Raw genomic sequence first — 25,936 nt, forward strand, 5'->3', positions numbered from 1 at the left:
TTTTTTAAACAAGCTTAGATTCTCGCTTTCGCCATTTGTTCTGGTGTGGCAAACTCCCAGGTTGGCATTTCATCATTTCCGGAATGAACTTCCTTAAATGCCTGAACAATGTTATTATAGGCACCGCATCGACAGATATTTCCAGACATCCTTTCCCGGATTTCTTCTTCGGAAAGCATAAGATTGCCTTTAGCATCCTTTATGTTTTCGGTTACATAACTTGCATCACCTTTCTTTGCTTCGTCTAAGAGTGCGACGGAGGAGCAAATTTGACCCGGAGTACAATAGCCACATTGAAAACCATCGTGTTTGAGAAAGGCTTGTTGCATGGGATGGAGCTGACCATTTTCTGCCAGCCCTTCAATAGTGGTGATCTCTTTGCCTTCGCAGGAAGCTGCCAATGTAAGGCAGGAAAGTTTTCGCTGGCCATCTACAATTACTGTACATGCGCCACATTGGCCGTGATCGCAGCCTTTTTTCGAACCAGTGAGCGCCAGACGTTCCCGAAGTGCATCAAGCAAGGTCGTACGGGAATCCAATGTGAGTGGCTTCACCGTTTTATTTACCCGCAGGTTTACTTTTACTTCATTAAGAAGGACCTTAACATCATCAGGAAGGTCTTTTATTGAAGTGGCAAATAGATCTGACGTAAAATAGGTGGAAGCTAGAACGCTTAAACTAGCCGCAGATAGTTGCTTTAAGAACCTTCTTCGTGAGGCCTGGTCGTTCAGTCCGATCTGATCTAAGATTTTGTTTTCATCTTCCGTCAGATTGTAAGATTCTTCTTTTTTGTTCCAATCTTTCATAGGGGATGCTTTGATCTTGGAGATTAAATTTATGTTATTGACACATTATATTGTCGCAACCTTGTTTTTGATAGGAAGAAACTCAATATTTTAACAACAGTTACCTGGTGTTGTTTGGTTTGTAGCGAAAAGGTTATGTTTAATCGCCAATCTTTAAGTTAAATAGTGTTAAGTGTTCATCGCCGTAGATGGATTTCTTTGTATTTAATTAATTAACGCAATTAAACATGAAATTCATTTCTCTTTTTGTGGTTGCTCTATTCATTTCCTACCACACAAACGCACAGGTCAGCAAAGAACAGAAGGTGGCCAACCTCAGTACCTTTTCAAAAGTCTATGGCTATGTCAGATACTTTCACCCTTCCGAAGAAGCTTCTAAAGTCAATTGGGAACAGTTTTTATATTATGGTGTTAAGGAGGTTGAAAACGCTGAGAACAGCACAGCCCTGAAAGAAAAACTAAACTCACTGTTTAATCCTATTGCACCCTCGGTGAGGATTTCCGGACTAAAAGAAGCCACAGCCTTTGATCTCAAGTCCATCACACCAGCTGGTTCTGCATACCCTAAGCAAGTTACCTGGCAACATTATGGTCATGGAGTTGGACCAGGATTATATAAAAGCATCAGAACCAACAGGAACGTTGCTACAATGGATATGAATACCCAGGGTTTTGGCAATGTAACCAGTTCCATGGACGCGACACCTTTTAAGGGTAAATGGATTCGCCTGAGTTCAAACATTAAAGCGGAAGTGAGCAGCGGACAAGCGCAGATGTGGCTAAGGGTAGACAAGTCTGATAAAATGGGTTTCTTTGATAACATGGATGCCAGGCCCATCAAAAGTGACAAATGGAAGGTGTATGAAACCATTGGGCTTGTGGATGAAGATGCCAAAGGCATTGTTTTTGGTGCATTTCTTAGCGGAATGGGCAAAATGTGGGTTGATAATTTCAAACTCGAAGTGGAGGAGAACGGTAAATGGACCAATGTGCCCATTAAAAACGCATCTTTTGAATTGGTTGATAACGATAAACCGAACGACTGGAGGATCGGTTCAGGCGGATATAATTATAGGATGGTTAATCAGGATATTCCGGACGGTAAAACCGCCCTGCTCATTACAGACAATACCGTTTATAAAGTCGAAAAGCAATTGTTTGACGTAAAGGCTACGTTTGGTGCAACTGTTACTAAATCAGTCGGCAATGACCTTACCGTTATTGCGCCCTTGGTATTAATGGGGGATGAGCAATCCACCTTTCCAATTGCTAATCCACTGAAATTGAAAATCCTGAATGAAAAGATAGCGAAGGCACAGCCTGAGACGTTTAGCGATCAGGACCGATACGTACGCTTAACAGGTGTGATGATTGCCTGGAATATCTTTCAGCACTTTTATCCATACCACCAGGAAGTCAAATCAGATTGGCCTGCTCAATTGCCGAAAGCTTTAAGCGCAGCATATGAGGTAAAAACTTCAGATCAGTATTTAGAATTGTTGGGCATAATGACCGAAAAATTGAAAGATGGTCACGTTTATATCAGTGGTGGTAATTATTTAAATAGCTATAACGTTCCACTGTCAGCGAAATACGTTGAGGGTAAATTGGTGATTGCTCAGGTTGACAGTTTGCCGGGTGCCAAAGGAGATCTGGGTCTTAAGCCCGGAGACATCATTACAAAGATTGACGGCAAACCTGCAATGGAAAGATTTGAGGCAGTGAGAAGCACCACCTCCGGATCTGCACAATGGAAAGATGTAAGGGCATTGCCGCAACTTTTTAACGGCGCAAAAGGATCTGAGCTATCGCTCAGTTACCTGTCGGCCAATGGGGAAGAAAAACAGCTTCGGCTACAACGCGGTAGCGTACGAAGCAAGATTGACACCACAACCATTAAGAAAATGGACAACGGTGTTTATTACCTTAACATTGGTACCACGGAAATGAAAGCAATTAAGGCCCGTTTACCGGAGCTTGAATCTGCAAAGGCCATTATATGCGACCTCAGAGGGTATCCAAGGAACAACAATGAATTTATCAACTACCTCTTAACCGTTAAGGACGACAATAAATGGATGTTTGTACCTCAAATCACACGGCCTGATTACGAAGGTGTAACCTATGAGTCGATGGGCTGGTCGATGGAACCCTCAAAGCCACATTTAAATGCTAAGATTATCTTTTTGACTGCCGGTGGTGCGGTTAGTTATGCTGAAAGCTATATGGGCTTTATCAAACAGTATAAGCTTGCGACTATCGTTGGACAACCAACAGCCGGGGCTAACGGCAATGTGACTTCCTTTCCTTTGCCAGGAGGATATACCATTCGCTTCACCGGTATGAATGTAAAACAGCAGGATGGAAGTCAGTTGCAAGGTATCGGCATACAACCGGACGTGCTTGTGAAGGAAACCATCAAAGGAGTGGCAGAAGGCAGGGATGAGTTTATGGAAAAAGCTTTGGAACTGATTAAATAAATACCAATGACTTGTTATCCTGCCCCGTCTTTGCGGCGTAGGCCGCAACCTGGGACTGGGTGGCATCGCTATTCCGAGGTGCTGAAATAAATTACCAATGACAGGTTATCCTACTCGTCCTTGCGGCGTAGGCCGCAACCTCGAACTGGGTGGTACAGTTATGCCGAGGTCCTGAAATAAATTCAGGAAGACCGGGTTTAAACCTGTCATTGCCACTTCTTTGTGTTCGCCAAAACACTAAAATCTCAGAGAGACTTATGTGTTGATGTATGGCCTCTAAAGGCGTAAACCTCACATTTTAAATATTAACGTAAATACTTGCGCAACTCACAAGTTGCACTTATATTTGCAACCGTAAGGTTGCGTAATTAGTATTGAAAATGAAACAGGACATCTTCCAGGCCATAGCTGACCCAACTCGACGGGCTATTCTGACTTTAATTGCCATTCAAGCGTTAACGCCCAATGCGATGGCTGAAAAGTTTGATATGAGCCGGCAAGCGGTATCAAAACACATTAAGGTATTACAGGAATGCGAATTAGTTAGACCTGAGCAATCGGGCAGAGAAATCTATTATCACCTCGAGCCAAAGAAAATGCAAGAGCTGGATAACTGGTTAGCCCAGTTCAGGCAAATGTGGGACACTCGATTCAATCAACTCGACAAAGTGCTATTAACCCTGAAAACTAATAAAGATGAAAAATAACCTACAATCTGAGTTCACCGTTGACAAAGCAGCAAAAACGGTATTGATAATTAGAGAATTTGAGGCCGAACTTTCTTTGGTTTGGGATGCTTTCACTACTTCCGAAATTCTAGATCAATGGACGGCACCTGCTCCTTATTTGTCCAAAACTAAATACATGAATTTTGAAGTGGGAGGGAAGAGGTTTTATGCGATGGTGAGTCCTGAGGGCAAGGAGAGCTGGGCGATACAGACCTATACCTCTATTACTCCGAAAACCAATTTTAAAATGCACAATGCTTTTGCAGACGAAGAGGAAAACCCTCAACTGCCGGGCTCTGAATGGGATTATACCTTCAGCAAAGAAAACGGTATCACAAAAGTGAGTATTACGGTGTTCAATGAATCTTTCGAGCGAATGGAAAGCCTACTTGATGGTTTCAAACAAGGTTACAAAATGACCATGGACGCTCTGGAAAATCTATTGCTGACACTATCGCAAAAATAGCATTTACAGTTGCACTGATTCGTCACTTATAGGAGTCTTAGCAATACCGTCATGCTGGATTTATTTCAGCACCTCGGACTATCCAAGTGCACCCAGTCCGAGGTCCCGGTCTTCACCGGGAGGACGAGTGTTTATTAAAGATTTAAACGTATCTTTGATCATATTAGCAAATAGCGGATAAAATGATTAAACAGCTTAATTTGTTTATAACTAAAGCTTTATGCTTTCTTTTGCTTCAGTTGCTTGTTATGCCGTCAATGGGTCAAATCAAATGGCCAGCCGGTCAGCTGCTACCTTCTTTTCGAGCTCCTGCGAAAGTCCAGGATTTAATTATGCTCCGTCAGAACGCTACAAAATCCGCAGCAGAGATGTACCTGTTTGCATCGCTAAAGGGAATCGTTAACAAAACTAAACCACGTATTTTCTCCTATGAAGGTGATGCTTTCGCCGAAGGGCCTTATACCTGGCTTCAATCCTTTGGTTTAAAGTGGTCTGAACCTGCCGACAAATGGGACCTCATTTTGAAGTACCGCTCAGAGATTTCAGGGTTGATCGTTTATGATCCTTCCCAGATACATACCATAAATTTAGCTACGGTCCTTGCCAAGAATAAAGGGGCACTGATTGCCTCACCATTGTTGTTGTCCAAGTTAACTGCTCCTCCTTATAACTTGCTAGTTCTTAATGATTTGCAGGGGACTTTCAGCAGCAAGCTTGAAGTTTACCAATCACTCTATGATAACTATTGGCCAAGTCTTGATCACCGTCTGCTCATCGGACTCAATCCAAATGCACATAAAGCAGCGCTCCGTGAATATGCAGTCGCCTTAGGTGCTGCAGTGATCTGGCTAGATCCTAAAATAGCTGCTGAAAGTGAATTGCTGAACAAATTTTTGGCTTCCATGTCACCAGGGGCAAGTTTTATGGGCTGGTGGCCCGAAGAAGCGCCAGGAGTCGAGCGGGCTTCCAAATACGGAATTGCAACGATAGCTAGTGATTGGTGTTCTAATTTAACGGTGCATAGTGGAACCTCTAGAGTTGTAAATACTAAGCCCATACCTCCTAAACCAACACTTAAAAATAAAATATATGTTGCCTTCGTGTTGAGTGATGGAGACAATTTACAATATACGGAGCATTTGATGCGTAAGCTTTGGGACAATCCAGACCGCGGTAAAGTCCCGATGGGATGGACGGTTTCGCCCGCGATGCTGGATGCGATGCCTGCAGCGTTGAACTATTACTGGAAAACTTCCACGGTTAACGATAATTTGATTTCAGGCCCGTCCGGGTATGGGTATACCTATCCAAATACGTGGTCTGATGAAAGTTTGCTCAAACGCTTTGTTGCTAAAACCGAAGACTATAACAAGCGTGCGGGTTTGCGGGTGATTACGATTTGGAACACCATCGTTGGCGGGATTAATCCAAATGTTGGGAAGGTCTTCGCAAGTCAGGCACCATCATTACTTGGGGTAACTGCTCAGAATACTGGTGGCGGACTCACTATCTATAACAATAGTTTACCGGGAATGGCGCTTGCCTGTAACTACTGTACGACTGAACAAGCAATGAAAGATCATATCGCTAAGGGAGCTAAGGGTTGGAATGGATCCTCACCACGTTTCTTGATCATTCAGGCGCAACCCTGGACTAACATATCGCCAACAAGTTTTAAAAATGTAGCTAATTCGTTAAATGAAGACTACGTTGTCGTTCGGCCTGATCACCTTTTCCAGCTTATCCGTGAGAAAAATGGCATCTCAATTGATCCCAAATAAAGATTTTATTACCAGCAATTTTATTTTACTGGGCGTATTTGCGATGATTTGGTGAGCACAATGAAAGAAAAAGATATTACTCGTATCAGCAAATTTCTAAGCTTGATATTAAGGCACCAGCCACAGCGGATTGGCATTGAACTCGATGCTCAGGGCTGGGCGATTGTAGATGAACTCTTAAAAAAGGCTAACGAACATGGTCAGCATTTAGATATGGAGTTGTTGAGTTATGTCGTAGACACCAATAACAAAAAACGCTTCGCTTTTGACGAAAGCAAGCAAAGAATTCGTGCTAGTCAGGGCCATTCGGTCGAAGTTGAATTGGGTTACAAGGCGCAAAAGCCACCAGAAATACTTTACCACGGAACTAGCGAAACCTCAATAGCTTCTATTTTAAACAGCGGGCTTGAAAAGCGGAACCGCCAGCATCTACATTTGAGTAAGGACAGAGAGACGGCAGTACAAGTCGGGCGTAGGCATGGAAAGCCATCGGTTTTTAGAGTACTTGCCGGAGAAATGCATCACAATGGCTATCTGTTTTATCTTTCAGAAAATGAGGTTTGGCTGACCGATAGGGTGCCTGGCAGGTTTTTAATTTTGGAGAACTAAGTAAAAAATCTCTTAAATTTGAACTACCTTCTTTACCTATAACAAACTTACGCGCATGGCTATCAATTTACAAAAAGGACAACGTGAAAATTTAACAGGTCCGAAATTTAGTATAGGATTGGGATGGGATACGAACAGTTCTTCCAGTGGTCATGATTTCGATTTAGATGCTTCCGTATTCATGCTCGGACAAAATAAGAAATTAATTTCTGATGAGTATTTCGTGTTTTATAACAATCTTACTTCGCCGGACGAGGCACTTATTCATACTGGTGACAACCTAACAGGAGAGGGCGATGGTGATGATGAATCCATAAATGTGGATCTTTCCATTGTAAATCCAGCCGTCAGCGAATTGTGTGTAGTAGTTACAATTCATGAAGCGGCTTCCCGGAGACAAAACTTCGGACAAGTGAAAAATTCCTTCGTTCGGATAATTGACGTCAATGGCGAAGAAATGTTGAAATACGAGCTGGAAGAAGATTTCTCCATCGAAACTGCAGTTGAGTTCGCAAGAATTTACCGTCGCAATGGCGCATGGAAGTTTGAAGCAGTAGGTATTGGTAGGAGAGGCGGACTTCAAGATTACGTAGATAAATACCAGTAAGTCTTATGCACTCCATCTTGGTGCTGTTTTTGCTTTTCTCATGCCAAATTTAAAAATATGAAACTTTTAGATTCTTCTTTATTTAAGACAACGGCTGCAGAAGCCAAGGGAGCCGTAGCAGTTGGAGCCGGGTCGCTGGGAGCGGGTGCAATAGGTGCTTCAGCACTAGGCGCATTAGCGATTGGCGCTTTGGCAGTCGGCGCAGTTGCTATCGGTGCACTGGCCATCGGTACGATTGTTATAAAACGCGCGGTCATTAAAGACCTAAAGGTTGGGAAGTTGACTGTTGACGAACTCATCATCAATAAGCGAAGTGATGGAGCCTCGGCTTAAGTCGAGTAGGTAGCATCAGTTTATCTGTTATTCAGCTGCTTTTGCTGAACAAGTTTCGATAATGCGCCGGTAGACCAGAGCGCCCATAAGATCAGCACCGGCTGAAAGAAAAGCCTTCCTAACCGTTTTTGATCATTATCAAGACCGAATGCTGTTTTGTGACCGACGTACTGAGCGATATTCCCAGGGAATACCAGGATAAAAAATACTGCCAGAAAAAAACCTGTGTTTATCCTCTGCTTTCTCCAAAATATCAGTGTCAGGCCCAATGCAATTTCCACATACCCGGATAGTACTACAGTCAGGTCCTTTGAGACCGGAACAAAATCTGGAACCTGTGCCTGAAAAGCCTTACGCTGAAAGGTCAGATGGGCTACGCCGGCGAAAACCATAAACGTGCCTAAGAGTATTCTCGCTGCTTTTTGCAGGATGCTTGTATGGTCTCTACGCTGGATTCTCATAATAGGCTTTATGGAGTAACAAATGCAGTCTGGGTTTGTTACATTTATCATGGGGCAGATACCGACTAATCGATATTATAACGAAGCGAATGTTTAGTTCTTGTACGTTTTGTTGAAAACACCATTTACCTCTGCTGTAAAAGCACTACTAAACGTGTTTCTTGCAGTTTCGTCTTTTTTGATATCAAATATCATTGGTACGATCGGATCATTGCTGCCAAACTTCTTGTCTTTACTTGAGTCTATCTGAGCTTGAATCAATAAAAAGTTCGATTTGTCAATACTTTGGAAGCTACTTACATGTATGCTATCAGGTGTAACTTGTCTAAAGTAATTTCCGGCCAGGTCCGAGATGTACAGATATATAGGGTCATGCTCGTTGAGCTCTCCATCGCCATCGTAATCGATGGACGTTACTGAATATATCATCACATCTTTCATCTTTTGAAATGAATTGATACGTATCGCTGGTCCCGAAGCAAGCAGTTTTGAAACTCCGGTTTTAGTGTCATAGAAGGCAATATTCCAGTATGGGCCACCCACCGGACTCGACGAATAGCTTCTCACCTCGTCTTCATCTTTTTGAGCAACACTAAAGGTCAGCGGATAAAGAATAACAGTAGTACTATCCAATGGAATTGCTTCCTTAAAATTGGAGACCACATTCTTGACTTCTTCTTTAGAGAATTTACTAGCTTCCTTTGACGCTGGAATACTATCATTGCTAGAACTGCTGCAAGATACAATTGCAGTGGAAATAGTGGTCAAGAAGACGCAGAGCAGGGGATATTTACCAGTCATTTCATTAAGATTATTTAATTATCTGTAAGACCCCATCTATCATTAAACGTTACACTTTAAATCCAAGATTGCAAGGACTACATAATTTAGGATTGTGACAAACAAAAGTAAAAACGATAGGGTTGATGGCTAGTATTGTTTAAAATCAAAGCTATGACTCAGAAAAGTAATGTTGGCAACACATCCGAAGACGGATCAAAGCCGAACCACAAAGGAGAAGTTAAGGAAAATCCGCAAAAGGGTGCACCCGGTGTAAGTAAAAACGGAAAAGGCAAGCACTTTAAGGATGAGTCCGGAGGTGAGGCTATAAGAGAAACAGACCCAGAAAATACGACTAAAAAGCAGCAGAATAGCGTTTAGAGAGTTGAGGTTTAGTGCTCCATCAGCAGCGAAATGTTATGGAAAAGGTGAAGAAGATACTCAGTGTCTTAGCGCTTGTAACGCTAATGATTGGGCTTTCATGTAAGAAGAAAACGCCGGAAGTTACGTTAAAGAATTTGCCATTTCATCCGCTGCTAAATGAGCGGGATTTAGGCCTATTGGTCACTGCTATCGGAGACGCCAGAATAGTACTGCTCGGAGAGGCCTCACATGGTACAACTGAGTATTACAAATGGCGCTCTGCTATTTCGAAGCGACTTATTCAGGAAAAAGGTTTCGATATGATCTCGGCTGAGGCCCAGTGGGCAGACAGTTACCGGGTAAATCAGCTTGTAAGCGGTCCGTTGAAGGACAGCTTACAAGCTACTGCCCTTTTGCATCAGTATGACAGATGGCCGACCTTGATGTGGGGCAATTATGAGGTTGCGTCATCCATTGGCCATCGGGCCATTGGTGTTCAGTATAACCCAAATAGTGAACGAGGAAACTATGTGCCATCGATTATGCCGTCTAGATATGATGCGTTCGTCTATATTGACAAGACCACCGCGCTTAAACCACTAAAGATTAAACCAAGAAATGAAATTCCTGATACGTATCCTTCGGGGTATGAGTAGGCGATGCGACAGTTTAATTTATTTCATAATATTTTAGGTGGGCATATTAATTTTTATATCTTTGCAGCACTTCAGAAATAAGGCACTCCGATGAACTTATCAAAAGCCTGGAAAGGATTTAGTTTGAAGTAAAAAAAGAAGATACCAGTTCGGGGTGTAGCGTAGCCCGGTATCGCGCCTGCTTTGGGAGCAGGAGGTCGTAGGTTCGAATCCTGCCACCCCGACAAACTGAAAAAGGCCTCAAATCATCGATTTAAGGCCTTTTTCAGTTTTTTAAGCTAGCCTCAGTAAGCAATTAAGAGCGCTGTCAATTTTTCGCATTCCTTTGCGCTCATTTGAGAATAACCAGGCAAATAAACGAGCTTTTCTAATATCAAATCCTCAGGGCAGGGAGGATGGGTCTTTTTCAACTGGACCATACTTGAAGCTTTTTGCGAGGCATCAAAGCCGTTCTTGCGTAAATACTCAACCAAGCCGTTTGGATCATTGGTTTCGACAGGCATCACCCAGTGAGTATGCTTCCTGTTTTTTAAGCCTACTTTGTAACTATCCGGAATATTTTGTAGAATGTCATTAGCTAGCTGCACCCGTTTAGTGATATCATTTTGGTTGAAGTTCTTAAGTTTCTTTTGTAGTAGCTGTTCGTTTGGCCTACACGGCCGGTAGCGAATCTGTTCAAAAATCTTCTCCCCGGGAAAGCTTTTGATGAACCCTGATAAAACCTTATCGAAATCTTTTCCCTTAGCTATCATGATCTTATAAAAAGCGGTGTAAACAAGCTTACTCATTAACATTTTGAAAAAAGCAACTTGAAAGAGCTTTTTGAGGTACCCTATGGTATCTTGTCGTTTATATGTTCCGTTCCGCAAAACAACTGCGGCATACAGCACTGGATTTCTTATTTTTATCACTGCCCCTTTAATTGCTGTATTCGTCTTAATAAAGCCGAAACTAAACATCACCACATCTGATTCAGGATTGCCGTCATAGAGATTACCGGCATACGCCTGTGCACAATCTTCAAATACGATTAAATTATGCTTTTTTGCAACCGCTATGATTTTGTCTGTTTCGCTGACTCCACCAAAGACATGAGTGATTAAAATTGCTTTTGTGAGCGGAGTTATTGCAGCTTCTATTGTCCTGGCTGAAATATTTAATGTGTGCTTGTTGACTGGGATTGGAATGGACGTTAAGTTATGACGTTCAATAATACCGAACATATCGGGTATATTAATATCTGTGACTAAGATCTCTGACCCAGGTGCAAAATTTAAGACTTCTAGGGCCAAATCAAAACCCGTCCGAACGGAAAGGCAGATGAGTTTATCGGTATCTTGATTCGCGTTTGGAGAGGAAAAGCGGTCTGTAAGACAAAAGTACATTCCCGAGACAATGTCCCTTGTACTAATATATAATTTCCCTCTGGGTATCATCTTATGAATTATTTTAATATTGTAACGCTACCGGTGAGATTACCGCAGGTGCCCTTCATGTTGATGACGTAATAATAAGTTCCTATAGTCAAGACTGAACCCTTCCAGGTGCCGTCAAACGGCTTACCAGAACCATTTTCACTAAATACCTTTTGGCCATTCCTGTTAAAGATAGTGATCGAAATGTATTTGTATTTAGCTAAATCATGGATCAACCAAACGTCATTAACACCGTCGCCATTTGGTGAGAACGTGCTTGGGATACGCATACTGATACCCTCGAAGTTTAGTTTGACAGGTACATGAACACTTTCGCATTCACCGAGCCTGTAACTTAAGTAATAGGAAGAAGCTGGTTCTGCCGTAATTGTAAAGTCTCCTGTTTTATTAGTGTGCTCCGGTACTGTTGATGTACCTTTATATAGGCTGTACACTCCTGAACCTGGTTGCTGATTTTTCACATTTACTTGTACGCGCATTCCTGGACAGACGTTAATTGGCTGTACCAGAGGGGCGGCAATGAACTCTCCCGTGTTTTGGAGACTTATCGCATCAGTTGCTATCGTACAGCCGTTTACATCCCGTACGGTTAACCTGTAAATGCCTGCATGCAGATTTAAAAGATCAAGCGTACAGTAACTCTGTCCTGATGCATTCTCCACCCAAACGTAAGTATAGGGCGGAAGACCTCCACTAATACTAATCCCGCTGATGCGGCCATTTCCCCGGTTGCAATCATCTCCAATAACTGACAAAGCGTTGGCGTTAACCTCTAACATTGGAACCTGAGTGATTTCGATCTGCCTGTAAAATGTTTCGCACTCTCCGTCGTTTTTAAAAAAAATCTTGTAGCTACCAGGCCTTAGATTGGCAATGCTGGAAGTGTTTCCTACGGCTGCATCGCCCTGATCTACCACTCTGATCTGATCGGGACGAATACCAGTCCCAAAGTCGATATCTATTTTTCCGTTGAACTGATCGCAATTGGAAGGAGAGGCAGACACGTTGTAAAAAGGAAAGATGGTCGTAGCAACGCTGATAGTAAATGGCCTGCTTTCCACAGTGCAATTTAAAGTATTGGTGATTACTAAGTGATAAGTGCCTGCAGGTACACCGCTCAGTTCTAAAGTGTTTCCTACAACTTCTCAGTCTCCATCAAGCCATTTAAATGTTGCGGCACCGGTTTGTGTAATGCCTTTAATTGAACCTGTAGGTGAATTACAGCTGGTAGGTGTCGAAATTGCATTTTGATCATCCAGTTCAATCTTGTTAATGTTCTTAATAATGAATTCTGCAGATTCTATGATTCCGCAGGCGCTTTCATCAGTTACCTGAAGCTTATAAGCTCCCTCTGACAATTGATCAATGTCGGCATCTTGACCTATTTTCTCGCCAATGGCATTTCGCCATACATAGGTAAGTTTTCCGGTACCGGTTACTTTTATGTTTCGGATGCTACCAGTGGGGGCAACGCAAGTGGCGTCCTTTTGTTGTACGGCAGTGTCATCGATTACAGGACCACTGACATTAGCAATAATGTATGGCCCAAACTCTTTGACGCATCCCGAACCTGCTAAGCCCGTCAACCTTAAAGTATATTCGCCAGCAGGGACATCTCGCAATTCGCGGTCCTTACCCTTTACTGTGCCGTTCTTGTCGAGCCATTGTATCTCTGTATAATAGTTCGGGTATAAATTTAATACCGATCCACCTTTTCCGCATGATGCATGTATAATTTCAGGTATGGCATTGAAAGAAAGCTGAGGAATATTGTTTTCAACTTCCACCCAATCGGAATAGGTAATACATCCAAATTGGTCTGCTTTTAACCTATACTTACCTGCAGGTAGATTCTCAACGTCAAGTGTAGTGGCTACTACATTGTCTTTCTCGTCCAACCATGCTATCTTATCTACATTCACAGTAAACGCATTTTTTATCGTCCCGTTGAAGCTGTCACAAGTTTGATGTGTGATCTTGAAAAAAGGTTCATTGTAAGGCAACAAGTAAATTCTTGGATCAGAAAATTCAGAACTCATTTGATTAAGCGTAGCGGATGCCATTACTGAAACGCCAGTTTCTATTGCCCCTTCGTATTTCCAAATCCCGTTATTATCTGCAGTTACGGTAGCAAAGTATTTTTTAGGCTGGCAATTTGTACATTCCGCATCAGTATAAAACAGTTCTACCCTGGCACCAGGTTTAGTTGTTCCGGCTACATAGGTTGGTGTTTTTTCTTTTAAAATGACCTCTATCGGCTTAGCAAAGGGGCCTGTATCCTGGTGAATGAAGGGAATCCCTTTGTTGCAGTAAAAAGAATTGTGGCTTAGCTCAATATTTCTCACTTCATAAGACCGTATTGAAAAAGGTTCATAATTAATCGTTGAGTAAGTCCCTGTGTTTGTGAAGATGTTGCCTTCAGCATTTGTACTACCGCCAACTAACACCCTACCATTCATCTGAGATATCAGGATCGCCTCATTGTGAATAGGCAATTTTTTCGATCGGTCTCGAGAAGTTCCAAAGTAATTGCCAGATATCTTTACATCTACATTATTGAGCCCACCCATGTTAACCTTACAACCAAAGACATTATCCTCAATCCTAACACTTGTAGATCCGCTATTTCTAGTTAAACCGGGCGTGTAAAGTCCTACGCTCAAAGTTGCATATTGATCAACCTGACCTTGATTGTCACCGTCTTTATTTGCGCAAAAAGTATTGTTTTTCATGATACAAACGATATTTTCCGGTATCATTTCCTCAGTGTCGGCATAGGCAATTGTAAAAGCACCATATATTAGATTTCCTTCTACTAGGGTCTCGCCACCGATTTCCGAAATAAAGGTACGCATTAGATAGATTTGGGGAATCACTTCTGTAGCGATGTCTACTCCATTTTCCTTTATGCCAAAAATATTACTCTTCATCACCATGTCGCGCACTTGTGGTCTGTTACTGATCATGAAGTCCTGACGACAACGGATACCGCCAGTATTGTAAATCACATTACCCTTTCCAGGAGCTCCTAATACCACCTTCTGATTGATGCCATAAAAATCAAGCATAATGATATTTTTTGGGAAAACACCAGTATCTGTCTCATAATCAATGAAATTCCTGATGACGATGCCGTATAACTCGAATCTACCCACGTTTATAATCTTAAACAGCGTCTGTGTCTGCTGAGGAACGTAATCGAAACTTCTTCCGTCAATTGTGACTTTTGCGCCGTTAATTGCTGCATTCGGCCCTGATTGGGTTGACGCATCAATAATGACGTCGGTAGTAATTGTGGGCAGTTCGGTTCGTATTTCAATGATACGATCAAGTGGACTGCTGCCCGGTAAATTAAAAGTGATCCGGTCAATATTTGTATTACCGTTGGTGCCTGCAGTGGCAAGCGCTTCCCGTAATGTCCCTGGACCGCTGTCAGCGTTGCTAGTCACCAGGATATCTTCCGCCGATAGTTCAGGGCGGAATAAAAGGAAGCAGCATAACAGCAGGATGATGCGAATTCTCACTCTACACGATTGAAAGATGGTGGAAGAGAACATTGGTATTTACTTTAGCGGTTGTTTGTATAACTAATGTAGCTATTTCTTGTAACCTTACGATAAAAATCAGATGTTTAGCTTTTCAATGATTAAAAAAATGCGTGCAAAATCCTTATTTTCATTTGCCTACCTGCTTTTACTGTCCCTCCAGCTGTTTGCTTCAGATCCGGTGACGCTCTATGTATCAAAATCAGGAATGCCCGGCGCTGTTGGTACTAGAGCAAAACCACTGTCTACGCTGGCTAGTGCCGTAGCAAAGGCAGCGGCATTGAAGAACCGAAATGTCATCATTAATATGGCTAAAGGCACCTATTATCTGGATCAAACCTTAAAAATCTCCTCCAGTTCTTTTCAAGCTGCATCTTTAATGATACAAGGTGCTTCGGATGGGGAGACAGTGATCAGTGCGGGCAGGAAACTGACGCTTAGCTGGGCCAGTGCTACGACGGGAATAAGGACTGCGAAAATACCAAAAGGAGTAACCTTTGAGCGGCTTTATGTAAATGGGAAGCTGCAAATACTGGCCCGATATCCAAATTTTGATACCACTGCGCGCTTTTATAACGGTACGGCAGCAGATGCAGTATCTAGCCAGAGGGTCGCTGGCTGGAAGAATCCCGCAGGTGGCTACCTGCATGGTCTACATAGCGGGGAATGGGGAAGTTTTGATTTCAAAATGACTGGTAAAAATGCGAAAGGGGAGCTTGTCCTTGAAGGCGGCTATCAGAATAACCGTCCGAGTCCGCTTCATGCAGAAAGGCGTTTTGTAGAGAATATCTTTGAAGAGCTGGATGCTCCCGGAGAATGGTTCCTCGACCGTAACAGCTCTATACTTTACTATCATCCCGCAACCGGAACTAACTTGAAAACTGCGGTCATAGGAGTTTCCAGGTTTAAAAATTCCATTGAACTCTTGGGGAATGCGGATGCTCCGCTCAAGAACATCACCCTTCAGGGATTAACTTTCCTACACAATGAGCGTAGCTTCATGGACACGAAGGAGCCATTGCTTAGAAGCGACTGGACCATGTATCGCGGTGGAGCCGTGTTGTTGGACGGGACTGAACATGCCCGCATACTAGGTTGCAAATTTCAGGGACTGGGTGGAAATGCGATTGTATTCAGTAATTATAATCGCTCTGGCCTTGTTGAGCGTTGTCACATCTATGAGATTGGAGCAAGTGCGGTTTCTTTTGTAGGATCGCCAAAGGCGGTGCGTTCCCCGCTGTTTAATTATGTCGAGCACCTTCCGCTGGAAAAAGTAGATCTTCAGCCAGGACCGCTTACGAGGGATTATCCTCAGCAATGCAGCGTTAACGACAATCTATTTCACCATCTGGGAGAGCTGGAAAAACAGGCAACCGGGGTTCAGATTGCGATGTCTTCCCAGATTTCAGTGACCTATAACAGCATTTATCATACTCCCAGGGCCGGAATTAATATTGGAGACGGCTGTTGGGGAGGTCATCAGATCGCTCATAATGATGTTTTTGATACTGTACTGGAAACCGGAGATCATGGGGCATTCAATTCCTGGGGGAGAGACCGCTTCTGGGATCCGGACCGAGAATACATGAATAAAATTACGACTGAGCACCCTGAGTTGATCTTACTGGATGCCGTTAACCAGAACGTGATACATGACAACAGGTTCCGCTGCGATCATGGCTGGGACATAGATTTGGATGACGGCTCTTCCAATTATCACATTTACAATAACGTATGTCTGAACGGTGGTTTAAAGCTCCGAGAAGGTTTTCACCGGATCGTGGAGAATAATATTATGATCAACAACTCCTTTCATCCACATGTCTGGTTCAAAGCGAGTGCTGATGTTTTTAGCCATAATATCGTGATGCAATCTTATGCACCGATCTGGATGAATTATTGGGGCAAAGAAGTTAACGGCAACTTCTTTCCTACTCAAGATGCTTTAGCGAAAAGCCAGGCGCTTGGAAATGATCTCGGAAGCAGTTATGGCGACCCGCAATTCGTAGATGCTAAAAGCGGAGATTTCAGGGTTAAAGAAACTTCGGATGCATTGAATATTGGCTTCACGAATTTCCCTCAGGTGTTTGGTGTTCAGTATTCACCACTTAGAAAGCTTGCTGGCAGCCCGGTGATCCCGAAGCTGGATGTGAAAGAAAGTGCAGGAACTTTTCAAATCGAGGTTTCACTGCTTGGTGGTATGGTGAAGTCTGTACAAGGATTAGGGGACAGGTCGGCTTACGGACTCCCAGATGAGAACGGTATAATTGTTCTTAAGTCTGCGCCCGGATCACTACTGTTTAAATCTGGTATCCAGGCTAAAGACGTGATTCGCAGCGTGGAGGGTAAGCCGGTTGATAATGTAAATCAGCTGATTGCCGCGTTAAGGACTCGGGTTGAAAAGAAAATAGTGGCTGTTGAACTCATGCGGAGTCAGAAAGTAGTGGTGATCCAGTTGCTGGTAGAATAGGGAATTGTGCGTGGGACTTAGATAATGGCAAAGGCTGTGGCAAACTTAACGAGTTGTGAAATAGAGGTCACTTCTAGTTTGTGAAGGATATTTTTGCGGTGGTTATTGACAGTGTGGATGGATAAAAATAGTTGTTCTGCAATCCGTATGCTGGTGTTTCCGTCTGCTATCAAGCGTATAATCTGCTTCTCCCTTAAACTCAGCGTTGCGAAGAGATGGTGATGTTTTGTGACGTACACGTCCATGTCCACCAGGTCATTCAATTTTCTCCCGATGTAACTTAGCATATCTGCTTTGACGGCCACATGAAATATCTTTAAGGAGCCGTCTACACCACTCCCTGGATATAACCTTGAAGTGGTGTAGAACCATTCATATTTGGTCGTTTCATCGGGACGGATCCGCTGGAAAAAAGAATGTACTTTTTCTCCGTTGTTTTCCATTACAAATTTTCGCAATTCAGGCTTTATAATTCTCATTTCCTCCGGAGGGAAGAATCTTTCAAAAAACTGCGGACCCATGGCGAGCAACGCTTGCCTATCCTGTCTGAGATAGTCGCAGCCGTATCGGTTCATATAAGTATTCGTCATGATCTTTAAGTCTTGTACCATGACCCCCCCTGGAATGTAGTCTCCTACGTCTTCTATACTCAGTACATTTCTTTCAAGGTTGTTTCCTATGATCAGCAGTTCTGCATCGCAGTGCTGTCCCATCGTTGTTGAGGAATAGGGTTTCATAACTGTAGGTTTTGGCGATTGTACATACCTAATATACAAGTTATTAGAAGTCTTTTATAGAGAAAAGAAATAATTTTTCTCAGACTAATGATATGCGCAGCGTGATGTAAGATTTAGTGTTATGGCAAACGCAGAGAAGTGGCGATGACAGGTGTAAAAACTTCGTCATCCTGAGATTTTAGTGTTTTGGCAAACACAAGGAAGTGGCGATGCCACCCAGTCCGAGGTCCCGGTCTTCACTGGGATGACTGGGCGTAACGCTACCCACAAAATGACTACTTATAGCTATTTTTTTAGGAGCTCCATCCTGATATCTTAGTGTACGAGCTAGTTAAACGCTGAGGTATGATAAACGAGACCCTAAAATTTATCGCTGACGAGGTTAACAAATACCTTTCCCAAAAACTTGGTGTCAATACCGATCCCAGGCTTGTTCTCGAAAATCTTTCCAAGGCAATGGATAATGACACTACTAGTGTTAATTCCTTATCAAATAAAGCCATACTCTCGCTGGTCAACGTGGAAGAAGATCGTGTTCCCAAACAGCATCCAAACGACTTAAGAGCGGATAGTAGAGTGATCTATAAAAATCCTCCCCTCTACCTCAACCTGTATATTGTCCTGGCTGTGAACAGGGCGGATTATGCAGAGTCCCTGAAATGGCTCGGATTTATTATCCAGTTCTTTCAGTATCAAAAAGTATTTACTCCTCAGACTCATCCCGGACTTGACCCGAAAATACAGAGGCTGATGCTTGACCTGCATTCAATGGGATTTGAGCAGATCAACCATTTATGGAGCATTTTAGGCGGCAAATATATGCCATCGGTGCTGTATAAGGTGAGGCAGGTGACTCTTGATGAGGAGGCATTAATCGCCGGTGGGGGCATCATTACTGAAATAGAAATTAATGGCCGAAAAAAATTACCAGTATAATGGCGTATAAGATACTTTTCACGGTTGACTCATTAAGACCTTAGTGCTCACTTGGGGTCTACTTGGCTATGTTTTACTACTGCCAAATCCAGGTAAGGATCAGCTAGGGAGTTGTCCAAAACGGCAATATCCAATTATCCCTAGTATTTTATTAAACTATTGAACCCAATAACTATAGGTATGTCAAAATCTTACAAAACACCGGGTGTCTACGTTGAGGAAATTTCAAAGTTTCCGCTTTCAGTAGTCCAGGTAGAAACGGCTATTCCGGCATTTATAGGTTATACGCAAAGAGCAGGCGTTGAAGGAACGCCATTACCAACTGAAACCATTGGAGCTGTAGCAGTTTCGGAGGCTAAAAAGATTACTTCTCTGATCGAATATGAAACCTATTTTGGAAAAACGCCGCCGGAAGCAGTTTCCGTTTTGATTGAGGAGACGTATACTTTTGCCACTTTTGATGTTGAGAAAAGAATAATCGTAGCAAGTATTTTAGCACCCACTAAGCAAACAATGTACTACCATATCCAATTGTATTTTGCAAATGGTGGCGGTCGGTGCTACATAATCAGCGTTGGCAGTACCGATTCACAGGATATTGCCGCTGCTAATATGCTTGCCGGTTTGGAAATGGCTAAACGTTACGATGAGCCTACTTTGCTTGTATTCCCTCAGGCGACGGCAATGAACAGTGCTGCGGAATGTTATGATGTATACAACATGGCACTGTTACAGGCTGGACAACTCATGGACCGTTTTGTGGTGATGGACTGCTATGGAGATACTGAAGAGGCCTTAAGGTCGACCAGCGGGGTTGGAACCACTAATCTGAAATATGGTGCTGCTTACCATCCCTTTTTGCGCACCTCATTAAATTATTTGTATGACACTACCGATGCTGCTATTGAAATTTTGCTTAGGAAGGACATGGATGATGATGGCACATTTGAAGCTTCTGACGAAACAATTGCCTTTGATGCCCTGAGTTCAGAACTTCAGTCTCTGGTTAAGCTGGAACTAAACAAGTTAAAGGTGATTTTGCCACCTAGTGCAGCTGTCGCCGGCTTATATGCGCTGATCGATAGTACACGTGGTGTTTGGAAGGCGCCTGCTAATATTAAGCTGAATATGGTATCTGGCTTAACTAAACAAATTACTGATGAGATGCAAAGCGGCCTGAACGTAGATCCTATAGACGGCAAGTCAATTAATGTGATCCGGGCCTTTACAGGCAAAGGAATATTAATATGGGGCGCGCGAACACTCGCTGGGAACGACAATGAATGGCGTTATGTACCTGTAAGACGTTTCTTTAACATGGTGGATGAAAGCTGTAAGAAAGCAACGGAAGGATTTGTTTCCGACCCTAACGATTCCAATACCTGGGTTAGGGTTCAGAATATGCTCGAAAAATTTTTAACTACACTATGGCGCCAGGGTGCATTGCAGGGTGCCAAACCAGAACATGCATTTTACGTGGCCGTTGGCTTGAACAAAACCATGACTGCATTGGATATCCTCGAAGGAAGGATGATCGTAGAAATCGGATTGGCTGCGGTTCGTCCGGCAGAGTTCATCATTTTGAGATTTAACCAAAATATGGAAGTGGAGAGGGTTAAATAGGTTCTTCACTTCAGCCCGCTTAAACAAGGGACACCCGTATTTTTTTCACCACTAATCAATCAGATTATATTCATTATGCCAGACGAAAGAACCATACCTTCAGATGCCTCTATAAGTGTTTGCACCTTCACAATGCTATCGGATGGTCATAAGGTTTCAAGAACATACCAGGTCTTGTCCATCATCGTGAACAAGGAAGTCAACCGCATGCCTTCAGCAAGTATTATCATCATCGACGGAGAACCTTCAAAAGCATCTTTTGAGGTCAGTAACACTCCTGATTTCGAGCCGGGAAGGGAATTAGAAATAAAGGCAGGGTACCGAGGTATAGAAGAAACAATTTTTAAAGGGATTGTCATCACGCACGGCATTAAAGTAACAAAGACCAATTCTTTACTTATGGTGGAATGTAAAGATAAAGCGGTGAAGATGACCGTATCCTGTAAAAACAAGTACTTCAAGGATATGAAGGACAGCGATATCATGGAGGAACTGATTGATATGTATGGAATTGATCATCAGGTAGCAGGCACTCAGGTGCAGCACGATGAAGTTGTCCAGTACAACAGTACGGACTGGGATTTTCTGCTGTGCAGGGTAGACGCGAACGGATTGCTTTGTATACCGCAAGATGGAAAGCTCAATATTGTTAAGCCGGATTTTAATGCGGAAATAGCATTGTCAATACATTATGGTGCAACTGTTTATGATTTGGATGCGGAGATCGACGCAAGGCTGCAGCTCAAAACGGTAAAGGCGACGGCTTGGGATTCCACAGGAAATGCCTTGATCACTGGTGTTGAAGCGGAAGACCCGGGGGTTTCTCCAGCAGGCAATCTTTCTTCATATACGCTAGCTAATGTGATAGGTGATGAGGGCTTTATGTTGCAGCACAGTGGCTCGGTATCTGAGCAGGAGCTGCAACAGTGGGCGAATGCCAAAATGCTAAAGCACAAACTGGCGAAGATTAGGGGAAGTATAACCACTGATGGCACTGCCGCCGTAAGACCCGGACAAATGATCCAGTTAAATGGGATAGGTGAACGTTTTGAGGGCAAGTTATTTGTGACCGGGGTTAGGCAGCAGATCAGCGCTGGCAACTGGAAAACGACCTACCAATTTGGTCTGAAGCCAGAGTGGTTTGCAGAAAGCTTTAATGTGCAACAGCCGATGGCAGGAGGTATGCTGCCAGCTATACAAGGGCTGCAAATTGGAGTGGTCACCACTTTAGAAGGAGACCCGGAGGGAGAGGATAGAATTATGGTACGCCTGCCAAACATCAGCAATGAGGATGAAGGCATTTGGAGCAGAATCAGCACACTAGACGCAGGCAACAACCGCGGTACTTTTTTCAGGCCGGAGATTGGTGATGAGGTGATCGTTGGCTTTATCAATAATGATCCAAGGTTTGCAATCATCCTTGGCATGTTGAACAGTAGCTATAGGGCGGCGCCACTAGCGGGTAGCAACGACAACCATGAGAAAGGCTATGTATCACGAAGTCAATTGAAGGTCCTATTTAATGATGCGAAGAAGTCAATCAGTATTGAAACTCCTCGTGGCAACAAGGTAGTACTATCTGAAGAAAGCAATTCGATCAAGATGGAAGATCAGAATGGAAATAAGATAGTAATGGATAATAGCGGTATTCTGCTTGAGAGCAGTAAGAATATTGTGCTTAAGGCTACGGGTGACATTAAGGCTGATGGACTAAATGTAAACATGAATGCCTGCGCCGAGGCAAAGCTCGCTGGAAGTACGGGGACAGAAGTGTCTTCCGGGGGAAGCGTTATTATTAAAGGCGCAATCGTACAGATTAACTAAAGAAATATGTCAGCAGCAGCAGCAAGAGTTGGGGATATGCACTTATGCCCGATGGTAACGGGAACCGTACCTCATGTGGGAGGACCGGTGAGGCCGCCGGGTTGCCCGACGGTATTGATTGGAGGTATGCCAGCCGCAAGAGTTGGTGATGTCCTTACGTGTTCCGGCCCGCCGGATACGATTGCTGCAGGTTCCTCGTCGGTAATGATCGGAGGCGTACCGGCAGCAAGAATGGGAGATCCAACTACTCATGGTGGGAGTATCTTGCTTGGAGCGCCAACAATAATGATTGGTGGCTAAATGAATACCTGAATTTGAATGCTAAACCACTGTTTTCCAATACCTACTTATGGGTATTTTTTTTACTGATCATTGAACGTCAGCGGAAGCCAGGCATATTCCTTCAAAAATTGTATTAGCGACGGGTCGTCTGCGGACATTGGGGGGAGCCAGATTCCTAAAGGCTCTCTGTTCCAAACGGCACCTCGGGGATTTCCCGGCTTAGCAAAGCGATATCGGTAACGGACGGCACGAATGTATGTTGGTCTTTTGCCAGGAAAAGGTGTACTGGCAAACAAACTTGTAGCACCTGAGTCGTTATGCAGGAGCTTCCAAATAAGATTTAATGTCCAGGGATAGTCCTGTGGACTTCCCATGGCCGCGAACCACATTTGCCAATCTAGCCGCAACTGATAAGGTGCTATTTGAGACGGAATACTCGTAGTAGAAACAGGTAAGCCTTTATAGATATAGGACTTCCATGTCGCTGTTGCTGGATCGGTGTCCATTGTTGCTTCGAAGACTACGTTATAGCGTTCCCTGCCAACCCCTCCAAATGCTCCATAAGTATTGACTAGTTCGAAAGGGTCAAATGAGGTGTTCATGATCTGTCTCGGAGATAATAAATTGAGTGCAGGTTGAATACTCAATACGCCTATTAATGCGGTAACTACCCATGTAGTTATTTCCATTGGTCGTGATATCTCTTCACGGTCAGCAGCTTCCTGGGCCTTTATTATAAGTCGCCGTGGTAGGATCCTGGCCCATATTCCATCGTCCAGACAAGCGATTGCTGGGATTATTGTCAACCAGTTAAGAAACGACAGGTTACCGCTGATAATGATAGTAACCTGGAAAAGTATAATTAACATTCCCGCAATGTGTCTGGCTAAACGCGGTCCAAATGTGAATAAAGGCGCTACTAACTCCGCTAACCAGTTCAACCAAACACCGATCTTAGCGAGTGTGTGAGGAAGAAAATGGAATAAGCGACTTAACGGCCCGGGAATGGGCTGCGTTTCAAAATGGTAGTAGAGCGCCGTGCCATTGCGCCATACCTCATCACCGCGAAACTTGATTAGCCCAGCGCCAAGCATGATCCTGAAAGTTAGCCAGCGAAATAGAACGATCACTTGAAAAGGAGGGGCGTATCTTGGGAAAGGACGCATATCCAGGAGGGGGCAAAGGAAGATGGCTAGAAAGCCAGTCTCGGTAAGCTGAATTTCCCAACCGTAACCATACCAGTCTTGGCCGACATGAATAATGGATATATATAAAATCCACAATACACTCATTACAATCGCATTTGTATACCCGGCAGCGACTATGCATGCAAGAATGAAACCGATCCAGGCAACCGTTAAGAATGCCGTATCTGAGTGCCAGAACCAGAAAAGGGATGGCAAACGGAAAAAGCCCGCGCTGGTGGAACCGAGCGCATCTACAACCTGCCTTAAGTAGAGATCTGCCGGAAGGAGGCCATTCGTGCCGATTAGCGGGATAATTTGATTGATCGAGACTAAAAATGCGACAGCATAAACGACACCTAGAAGTCGTAAAATAACGAATCGAGTGAGCCAGTAGCTTGGAGTTTCCGTTTGATCAATTGCAGTCACATACCGACAACATTTGTCTATTGCGGTGGTTTTCCTTAAATAAACATTGGATACGGTGTTAAATAAATATATTTTAGCTTTAACAATACATCATCCATATGAGACACTTCTTCAGCGTTTTCGTCCTGTTAATCTTCTGTAAATTAGTTGTATCCGCACGGCCAAACCCTAAACCTTTAGTAGTTAAGGTAGTGAAATCCGGAGACGGCTACCTGCTGATGAGAAATGGCGAACCATACTTCGTGAGAGGAGCTGGAGGAACGGCTAAAATGGAACAGCTAAAAGCCTCCGGAGGAAATTCTGTGCGAACCTGGAGTGCGGATGGGGCAGAGGCTGTGTTTAATAAGGCGGAAAGCCTTGGGCTAACCGTTACAATGGGGCTCAATGTTGCCAGAGAACGTCATGGATTTAATTATGATGATGCGGTCGCTGTGAAAAAACAATTGGAAGAGTTGCGGGCACAGGTGCAAAAATATAAAGATTATCCGGCCTTATTGGCTTGGGGTATTGGTAATGAGCTCAACCTGGATTATAAAAACACAAAGGTTTGGGATGCGGTGAATGACATCGCTAAAATGATCCATGAGGTGGATCCTAACCATCCTGCGACAACGATGCTTGCTGGTATCGGACAGAAAGAGATTGACTACATAAAGGTAAAAAGCCCTGCATTGGACTTGATTTCTGTGCAGGTATATGGCGATTTGGCTAAGGTACCTGAGCAGTTAAAGCGTAGCGGATATACCGGTGCATATTTAGTTACGGAATGGGGACCTACCGGGCATTGGGAATGCCCGAAAACAACCTGGGGAGCACCGATAGAGGAAACAAGCACAGAAAAAGCCGCAGTTTATAAAGCCCGGTATGAAGCATCCATTGCAAAGGATAAACATTGCCTTGGATCTTACGTGTTTTTATGGGGCCAAAAGCAGGAAAGGACGCCTACCTGGTATGGATTGTTTACCGAAAAGGGTGAAAGCACAGAGGTATTGGACGTTATGCAGTATTTATGGAGCGGAAAACCGCCGCAAAACAAGGCGCCAAAGATTAGTTCGATTACCATCGATGGCAAAACAGCGCTTGGTTCTATTCATTTAAATCCTCAGGAAAAGTATACAGTGATGCTTTCGGTTTCAGATCCGGAGAATGAAAATCTTACCTTCAGATGGGAGTTGCTACCAGAAGCGACAGACCTGGGGCAGGGGGGTGACCGCGAAAGCAGACCAGTGCCAATAGAAGGCATGATTGAATCTGCCTTGTCCACTGGTGCAATGCTTACAGTGCCAGCGAAGTCTGGCGCCTATCGTTTATTTGTTTACTCATCTGATGGTCATAATCATGTGGCGACTGCGAATGTTCCATTTTTTGTAGACTAGTTACCGACTGCCTACCGATTACTC

23 protein-coding genes and 1 tRNA gene are annotated in these 25,936 nt (G+C 43.6%); 16 read left to right on the forward strand and 8 right to left on the reverse strand.

Annotated elements, in window-relative coordinates:
- Window positions 1-14 precede the first annotated feature (14 nt).
- Window positions 15-806: a 2Fe-2S iron-sulfur cluster-binding protein gene (locus tag WKF66_RS12925; RefSeq protein WP_489674877.1), complete on the reverse strand. Its 792-nt coding sequence runs from the start codon at window positions 804-806 to the stop codon at window positions 15-17.
- Between the two features lie 227 nt (window positions 807-1,033).
- On the opposite strand from WKF66_RS12925, the gene WKF66_RS12930 reads away from it, so the two are divergent.
- The 7 genes from WKF66_RS12930 to WKF66_RS12960 all read left to right on the forward strand — a co-directional run bounded on the left by WKF66_RS12930 (window position 1,034) and on the right by WKF66_RS12960 (window position 7,810).
- Complete coding sequence (locus WKF66_RS12930; RefSeq protein ID WP_489674878.1) at window positions 1,034-3,286, forward strand: S41 family peptidase; 2,253 nt, start codon at window positions 1,034-1,036, stop codon at window positions 3,284-3,286.
- Between the two features lie 380 nt (window positions 3,287-3,666).
- On the forward strand, window positions 3,667-3,993 hold the full coding sequence (locus tag WKF66_RS12935) for an ArsR/SmtB family transcription factor (protein ID WP_489674879.1): 327 nt from the start codon (window positions 3,667-3,669) through the stop codon (window positions 3,991-3,993).
- Window positions 3,983-4,480, forward strand: a complete 498-nt coding sequence (locus WKF66_RS12940) for an SRPBCC family protein (protein WP_489674880.1) — start codon at window positions 3,983-3,985, stop codon at window positions 4,478-4,480. Before WKF66_RS12935 ends, WKF66_RS12940 begins: the two co-directional genes overlap by 11 nt.
- A gap of 200 nt (window positions 4,481-4,680) precedes the next feature.
- Window positions 4,681-6,261: a hypothetical protein gene (locus WKF66_RS12945; RefSeq protein ID WP_489674881.1), complete on the forward strand. Its 1,581-nt coding sequence runs from the start codon at window positions 4,681-4,683 to the stop codon at window positions 6,259-6,261.
- 60 nt (window positions 6,262-6,321) lie between these two features.
- On the forward strand, window positions 6,322-6,870 hold the full coding sequence (locus tag WKF66_RS12950; RefSeq protein ID WP_489674882.1) for an RNA 2'-phosphotransferase: 549 nt from the start codon (window positions 6,322-6,324) through the stop codon (window positions 6,868-6,870).
- A gap of 55 nt (window positions 6,871-6,925) precedes the next feature.
- Window positions 6,926-7,477 carry a TerD family protein gene (locus WKF66_RS12955; protein WP_489674883.1) on the forward strand — a complete coding sequence of 184 codons (552 nt, stop codon included), beginning with the start codon at window positions 6,926-6,928 and terminating at the stop codon, window positions 7,475-7,477.
- Window positions 7,478-7,534: 57 nt separating this feature from the next.
- Window positions 7,535-7,810: a hypothetical protein gene (locus WKF66_RS12960; protein ID WP_489674884.1), complete on the forward strand. Its 276-nt coding sequence runs from the start codon at window positions 7,535-7,537 to the stop codon at window positions 7,808-7,810.
- A 20-nt stretch (window positions 7,811-7,830) separates the two neighbouring features.
- On the opposite strand, the gene WKF66_RS12965 is transcribed toward WKF66_RS12960, so the two are convergent.
- Together WKF66_RS12965 and WKF66_RS12970 are read right to left on the reverse strand one after the other, a co-directional pair.
- Window positions 7,831-8,271 carry a DoxX family protein gene (locus WKF66_RS12965; RefSeq protein WP_489674885.1) on the reverse strand — a complete coding sequence of 147 codons (441 nt, stop codon included), beginning with the start codon at window positions 8,269-8,271 and terminating at the stop codon, window positions 7,831-7,833.
- A 93-nt stretch (window positions 8,272-8,364) separates the two neighbouring features.
- Entirely contained in the window at window positions 8,365-9,072 is a 708-nt protein-coding gene (locus WKF66_RS12970) for a hypothetical protein (protein ID WP_489674886.1), read from the reverse strand.
- Between the two features lie 153 nt (window positions 9,073-9,225).
- Here WKF66_RS12970 and WKF66_RS12975 point away from each other — a divergent pair, with 153 nt between their 5' ends.
- From WKF66_RS12975 to WKF66_RS12985, 3 genes are all read left to right on the forward strand, one after another.
- Window positions 9,226-9,432 carry a hypothetical protein gene (locus WKF66_RS12975; protein ID WP_489674887.1) on the forward strand — a complete coding sequence of 69 codons (207 nt, stop codon included), beginning with the start codon at window positions 9,226-9,228 and terminating at the stop codon, window positions 9,430-9,432.
- Between the two features lie 38 nt (window positions 9,433-9,470).
- On the forward strand, window positions 9,471-10,070 hold the full coding sequence (locus tag WKF66_RS12980; protein WP_489674888.1) for an erythromycin esterase family protein: 600 nt from the start codon (window positions 9,471-9,473) through the stop codon (window positions 10,068-10,070).
- A 150-nt stretch (window positions 10,071-10,220) separates the two neighbouring features.
- A tRNA-Pro gene (locus WKF66_RS12985) sits at window positions 10,221-10,294 on the forward strand.
- Window positions 10,295-10,354: 60 nt separating this feature from the next.
- On the opposite strand, the gene WKF66_RS12990 is transcribed toward WKF66_RS12985, so the two are convergent.
- The 3 genes from WKF66_RS12990 to WKF66_RS13000 form a co-directional block, all read right to left on the reverse strand.
- Window positions 10,355-11,506, reverse strand: coding sequence for a DegT/DnrJ/EryC1/StrS family aminotransferase (locus WKF66_RS12990; RefSeq protein ID WP_489674889.1), 1,152 nt, complete (start codon window positions 11,504-11,506; stop codon window positions 10,355-10,357).
- A gap of 8 nt (window positions 11,507-11,514) precedes the next feature.
- Complete coding sequence (locus tag WKF66_RS12995) at window positions 11,515-12,567, reverse strand: T9SS type B sorting domain-containing protein (RefSeq protein WP_489674890.1); 1,053 nt, start codon at window positions 12,565-12,567, stop codon at window positions 11,515-11,517.
- Between the two features lie 84 nt (window positions 12,568-12,651).
- Entirely contained in the window at window positions 12,652-15,030 is a 2,379-nt protein-coding gene (locus WKF66_RS13000; protein ID WP_489674891.1) for a hypothetical protein, read from the reverse strand.
- Between the two features lie 130 nt (window positions 15,031-15,160).
- On the opposite strand from WKF66_RS13000, the gene WKF66_RS13005 reads away from it, so the two are divergent.
- Complete coding sequence (locus WKF66_RS13005) at window positions 15,161-17,521, forward strand: peptide-binding protein (protein WP_489674892.1); 2,361 nt, start codon at window positions 15,161-15,163, stop codon at window positions 17,519-17,521.
- A 17-nt stretch (window positions 17,522-17,538) separates the two neighbouring features.
- On the opposite strand, the gene WKF66_RS13010 is transcribed toward WKF66_RS13005, so the two are convergent.
- Window positions 17,539-18,258 (reverse strand): response regulator transcription factor, encoded by a 720-nt coding sequence (locus WKF66_RS13010; RefSeq protein ID WP_489674893.1) that lies wholly within the window; start codon window positions 18,256-18,258, stop codon window positions 17,539-17,541.
- Between the two features lie 345 nt (window positions 18,259-18,603).
- Between WKF66_RS13010 and WKF66_RS13015 the strand changes: the two genes are divergently transcribed.
- The 4 genes from WKF66_RS13015 to WKF66_RS13030 all read left to right on the forward strand — a co-directional run bounded on the left by WKF66_RS13015 (window position 18,604) and on the right by WKF66_RS13030 (window position 22,941).
- A complete protein-coding gene (locus tag WKF66_RS13015) occupies window positions 18,604-19,194 on the forward strand; it encodes a Pvc16 family protein (protein WP_489674894.1) in 591 nt (196 codons plus the stop codon).
- A 180-nt stretch (window positions 19,195-19,374) separates the two neighbouring features.
- Window positions 19,375-20,817 (forward strand): phage tail sheath family protein, encoded by a 1,443-nt coding sequence (locus tag WKF66_RS13020; RefSeq protein WP_489674895.1) that lies wholly within the window; start codon window positions 19,375-19,377, stop codon window positions 20,815-20,817.
- Window positions 20,818-20,892: 75 nt separating this feature from the next.
- On the forward strand, window positions 20,893-22,641 hold the full coding sequence (gene vgrG, locus WKF66_RS13025; protein WP_489674896.1) for a type VI secretion system tip protein VgrG: 1,749 nt from the start codon (window positions 20,893-20,895) through the stop codon (window positions 22,639-22,641).
- A 6-nt stretch (window positions 22,642-22,647) separates the two neighbouring features.
- On the forward strand, window positions 22,648-22,941 hold the full coding sequence (locus tag WKF66_RS13030) for a PAAR domain-containing protein (RefSeq protein WP_489674897.1): 294 nt from the start codon (window positions 22,648-22,650) through the stop codon (window positions 22,939-22,941).
- Between the two features lie 62 nt (window positions 22,942-23,003).
- Here WKF66_RS13030 and WKF66_RS13035 read toward each other — a convergent pair whose 3' ends face one another.
- The gene (locus WKF66_RS13035; protein WP_489674898.1) at window positions 23,004-24,536 is read right to left on the reverse strand and encodes a lipase maturation factor family protein; all 1,533 of its coding nucleotides are present in this window, start codon (window positions 24,534-24,536) and stop codon (window positions 23,004-23,006) included.
- 98 nt (window positions 24,537-24,634) lie between these two features.
- Between WKF66_RS13035 and WKF66_RS13040 the strand changes: the two genes are divergently transcribed.
- Window positions 24,635-25,912: a glycoside hydrolase 5 family protein gene (locus tag WKF66_RS13040; protein WP_489674899.1), complete on the forward strand. Its 1,278-nt coding sequence runs from the start codon at window positions 24,635-24,637 to the stop codon at window positions 25,910-25,912.
- Window positions 25,913-25,936: the final 24 nt, after the last annotated feature.

Source organism: Pedobacter sp., from assembly GCF_037719805.1.
Lineage (GTDB): Bacteria > Bacteroidota > Bacteroidia > Sphingobacteriales > Sphingobacteriaceae > Pedobacter.

What these genes read in the sequence shown, in the direction of transcription:
- WKF66_RS12950 (WP_489674882.1), top strand. Translation starts at nt 6,322, where the DNA reads ATGAAAGAAAAAGATATTACTCGTATCAGCAAATTTCTAAGCTTGATA.
- vgrG (WP_489674896.1), top strand. Translation starts at nt 20,893, where the DNA reads ATGCCAGACGAAAGAACCATACCTTCAGATGCCTCTATAAGTGTTTGC.
- WKF66_RS12980 (WP_489674888.1), top strand. Translation starts at nt 9,471, where the DNA reads ATGGAAAAGGTGAAGAAGATACTCAGTGTCTTAGCGCTTGTAACGCTA.
- WKF66_RS12925 (WP_489674877.1), bottom strand. Translation starts at nt 806, where the DNA reads ATGAAAGATTGGAACAAAAAAGAAGAATCTTACAATCTGACGGAAGAT.
- WKF66_RS13030 (WP_489674897.1), top strand. Translation starts at nt 22,648, where the DNA reads ATGTCAGCAGCAGCAGCAAGAGTTGGGGATATGCACTTATGCCCGATG.
- WKF66_RS13015 (WP_489674894.1), top strand. Translation starts at nt 18,604, where the DNA reads ATGATAAACGAGACCCTAAAATTTATCGCTGACGAGGTTAACAAATAC.
- WKF66_RS12940 (WP_489674880.1), top strand. Translation starts at nt 3,983, where the DNA reads ATGAAAAATAACCTACAATCTGAGTTCACCGTTGACAAAGCAGCAAAA.
- WKF66_RS12970 (WP_489674886.1), bottom strand. Translation starts at nt 9,072, where the DNA reads ATGACTGGTAAATATCCCCTGCTCTGCGTCTTCTTGACCACTATTTCC.
- WKF66_RS13020 (WP_489674895.1), top strand. Translation starts at nt 19,375, where the DNA reads ATGTCAAAATCTTACAAAACACCGGGTGTCTACGTTGAGGAAATTTCA.
- WKF66_RS12960 (WP_489674884.1), top strand. Translation starts at nt 7,535, where the DNA reads ATGAAACTTTTAGATTCTTCTTTATTTAAGACAACGGCTGCAGAAGCC.
- WKF66_RS12930 (WP_489674878.1), top strand. Translation starts at nt 1,034, where the DNA reads ATGAAATTCATTTCTCTTTTTGTGGTTGCTCTATTCATTTCCTACCAC.
- WKF66_RS12965 (WP_489674885.1), bottom strand. Translation starts at nt 8,271, where the DNA reads ATGAGAATCCAGCGTAGAGACCATACAAGCATCCTGCAAAAAGCAGCG.
- WKF66_RS12990 (WP_489674889.1), bottom strand. Translation starts at nt 11,506, where the DNA reads ATGATACCCAGAGGGAAATTATATATTAGTACAAGGGACATTGTCTCG.
- WKF66_RS13010 (WP_489674893.1), bottom strand. Translation starts at nt 18,258, where the DNA reads ATGAAACCCTATTCCTCAACAACGATGGGACAGCACTGCGATGCAGAA.
- WKF66_RS13040 (WP_489674899.1), top strand. Translation starts at nt 24,635, where the DNA reads ATGAGACACTTCTTCAGCGTTTTCGTCCTGTTAATCTTCTGTAAATTA.
- WKF66_RS12975 (WP_489674887.1), top strand. Translation starts at nt 9,226, where the DNA reads ATGACTCAGAAAAGTAATGTTGGCAACACATCCGAAGACGGATCAAAG.
- WKF66_RS13005 (WP_489674892.1), top strand. Translation starts at nt 15,161, where the DNA reads ATGCGTGCAAAATCCTTATTTTCATTTGCCTACCTGCTTTTACTGTCC.
- WKF66_RS12955 (WP_489674883.1), top strand. Translation starts at nt 6,926, where the DNA reads ATGGCTATCAATTTACAAAAAGGACAACGTGAAAATTTAACAGGTCCG.
- WKF66_RS12935 (WP_489674879.1), top strand. Translation starts at nt 3,667, where the DNA reads ATGAAACAGGACATCTTCCAGGCCATAGCTGACCCAACTCGACGGGCT.